The 2,975-nt window shown below is 52.1% G+C and carries 4 protein-coding genes; 2 read left to right on the plus strand and 2 right to left on the minus strand.

Going from position 1 to position 2,975, the window contains the following annotated elements; all coding sequences use genetic code 11:
• Both ACMWLG_RS25545 and ACMWLG_RS25550 read right to left on the minus strand, forming a co-directional pair.
• Window positions 1–181, minus strand: a 181-nt coding sequence (locus tag ACMWLG_RS25545; RefSeq protein WP_414763059.1) for a hypothetical protein, incomplete at its 3' end; no start/stop codon positions are given.
• A 194-nt stretch (window positions 182–375) separates the two neighbouring features.
• Window positions 376–612: a hypothetical protein gene (locus tag ACMWLG_RS25550; protein ID WP_012772745.1), complete on the minus strand. Its 237-nt coding sequence runs from the start codon at window positions 610–612 to the stop codon at window positions 376–378.
• A gap of 1,260 nt (window positions 613–1,872) precedes the next feature.
• Here ACMWLG_RS25550 and ACMWLG_RS25555 point away from each other — a divergent pair.
• Together ACMWLG_RS25555 and ACMWLG_RS25560 are read left to right on the plus strand one after the other, a co-directional pair.
• Window positions 1,873–2,100, plus strand: a complete 228-nt coding sequence (locus ACMWLG_RS25555; protein ID WP_021243043.1) for a YgdI/YgdR family lipoprotein — start codon at window positions 1,873–1,875, stop codon at window positions 2,098–2,100.
• A 365-nt stretch (window positions 2,101–2,465) separates the two neighbouring features.
• On the plus strand, window positions 2,466–2,651 hold the full coding sequence (locus ACMWLG_RS25560; protein ID WP_013772937.1) for a Rop family plasmid primer RNA-binding protein: 186 nt from the start codon (window positions 2,466–2,468) through the stop codon (window positions 2,649–2,651).
• Window positions 2,652–2,975 lie beyond the last annotated feature (324 nt).

Raw genomic sequence — 2,975 nt, forward strand, 5'->3', positions numbered from 1 at the left:
CTAATGCTGCATTCTGGACAGGAATTTGATGAATATCTAACCAATTCATTTTCGCGAGAACAACGAATAACCACTCCCGAATCATGAAGCCATGTCTTAACGAAAATATGGCTAACTCATAGCAAAAAAAAAGCCCCCTAAGGGCTTTTTTTTGTACCTGACGGTCAGACCGATTAAACATAACATCCCTTGCCCGCACCCCCGCAGGCGCCCTCAGCGCAATCCTGCTGCATCAGGGCCGTTTCCAGCACCTTTCCTCACCAGTATCCCGGAAAAACGCCCCTGATGATTTCTGCGCGACTGCATGGCTATGCACGCAGGTGAATGGCAGGTGATTTCGCAGCGTCAGCACCACTAAACCGCCAAAAGCCAAAATCAGCGGCGCGGCGCGCGCGGACGTGACCAGGCAAAATCGGACTGCTGCCGCTCATCCTCACGTAATGCACGCTGGCGGTCGGCGTAACGCTGCAACTCAATTTGCGCACGCGCTCTGTTCAGGACGATGTGCCGGTTAGGCTGATTTAGCTTTTTACCTGACGCTCTTTCAGCTGCGGCAACAGCATCATCAAGAAATTTTTTCTCTGCAGGCGTCAAGTTTGTCAGTCTGGCCATAACGTTCTCCAGTCAGAATAAATCAGCACAGTCTGCCAGACACAGTAGAAACGATGAAGCGCCAGCGACGGTGAAAGGCAGTCAGAAACGGTGAACGGGAGCGGATTTTAATCCGGTGCCGTGAGGCGTTGGACAAGCCGCAGGCGCGTCATTAGCTTTTAGCCGGTTTCGGGGCGCAGCCCTGAACCAGTCACGTAGCGCTAGCGGAGTGTATACTGGCTGACTATGTTGGCACGGATGTGGAAATCAGTGAAGTGCTTCATGTAGCAGGAGAAAAAAGGCGGCACCAGCGCGTCAGCAGGATATGTAGTACAGGATATATTCCGCTTCCTCGCTCACTGACTCGCTGCGCTCGGTCGTTCGGCTGCGGCGAGCGGTGCCGGCTTACAGGCGGGGCGGAAATTTCCTGGGAGATACCAGGAAGGAGCTTAACAGGGAAGAGATAAGGCCGCGGCGAAGCCGTTTTTCCATAGGCTCCGCCCCCCTGACAAACATCATGAAATCTGACGCTCAAATCAGTGGTGGCGAAACCCGATGCGGCTTAAAGATACCAGGCGTTTCCCCCTGGTGGCTCCCTCGTGCTCCCCCGCATTCCTGCCTTTCGGTTTACCGGTGTCACTCCGCTGTTATGGCCGCGGTTTCTCATTCCACGCCTGACACTCAGTTCCGGGAAGGCAGTTCGCTCCAGGATGGACTGTATGCACGAACCCCCCGTTCAGTCCGACCGCTGCGCCTTATCCGGTAACTATCAACTTGAGTCCAACCCGGAAAGACACGACTAATCGCCATTGGCAACGGCCATTGGCAAACAGGATGTGCGAGAGATGTCTCAAGAGTTCTTGAAGTGGCGGCCTTAGTGAGGCTACACTGAAAGGACAAATTTGGTGACATGTCTCGCACAAGACTGTTACCACGGTTAGGGGATCTGCCAGGATTACCTAACCTTCGAAAAACCACCTGCCAGGGTGGTTTTTTCGTTTACAGGGCAAGAGATTACGCGCGGAAAAAAAGGATCTCAAGAAGATCCTTTATAAATTAGACATCCAACCTCACAAAGAGGAATACTTAAATCATCTTGGTATATGTATCGGCCGGATTACATCTCATATAAGCCTCCTCCCCGCCTGACACCACACTTTGACCATAGCACCTCGCGCCTAACTCGATATACAGCCCACCATCAAGCCTCTTTTCACATAAAAAATGACCTATAGTTAGATGGTTAGTGACCAAAACTGATATGGATAAAAGGAGCTGGCTTTGAAAAAGATTTTTGTTTCAGTGTTCGCAGCGGCAGTTGCGCTTTCAGCCCTCACCGGCTGCACGCGCACAAGCTATGCCATACACACCAATGACGGTCGCACTATTGTCAGCGACGGCAAACCTAAAGAATCAGACTCAGGCCTGCTTGGCTATACAGACGCGAATGGTGTCAAACAGCAGATCAATAAAACCGACGTTAAAGAAGTCTCCGAAATTCCGCACTGAGCATCTTCTCCGAAAAAGGCCGCTAATGTGGCCTTTTTCTTTACCTGTGGTTCTCCGCCAAAATCCCAGCAAATTGCATCACCAAAGCTAAAAGCTTTCAGGGTTGTCTAAAAAGCACAAGACATAAGAGGAAGTGCGGTATTTTATAATCAAGCCCCCAAGAATTTACCATAACATCCGTTGCCCGCACCGCCTGAGACGCGTTCAGCGCGTTCCTGACGAAACCATGACAAAAACCACAACAAACCACCCCGGAACCCGTCAGAAACGCGCCTGTTAAATTTTAACGGCATGCATGACTATGCACCAGAATGACGCCATGCTCTTTTCACGCAAAAATCATCACCAGACGGGGAAAATCACCAGTGACCAGACAGGAATCCGCCGCCCTCAATATGGCCAAATTTATCCGCGCACAGACACTTCTCCTCCTTGAGCGGCTCGAGCAGATGGATCTGGATGAGGCTGCCGGCTGCTGTGAGCACCTGCACGATCAGGCCGAAGCGCTTTACGCCATGCTGAACGCACAGATAGGCGAGGAAAATGCGTGAAAATCGGTGAACGGGTGCGCAATTCAGTGAGCGGCCGTGAGGCGATGGCGGGGTGTCGGGGCGCAGCCCTGACCAGGGTATTTGTGATGCCGCCGCGTGCGCGGTATTACAAATGCACATCCTGTCCCGGAACGGACACCGGGAAACAGCAAAAAAAACCGGGCGGCACGCCCGGAACTCAATCAAGTTAGATTAGATTACTCTCACTCGTCCATAACAGCATCATGGGGTCGGTTCCGGCTGAGGGCGAAATGACACCCTAAGCGTTAGCTCTGTGTCGTTGCACGATGTCAGCGACGGTATTCTTGCTGATACCGAGCTCGC

The sequence above is a fragment of the Enterobacter sp. 01-M-02-SI-ECC genome (assembly GCF_047530595.1).
Lineage (GTDB): Bacteria > Pseudomonadota > Gammaproteobacteria > Enterobacterales > Enterobacteriaceae > Enterobacter > Enterobacter cloacae_M.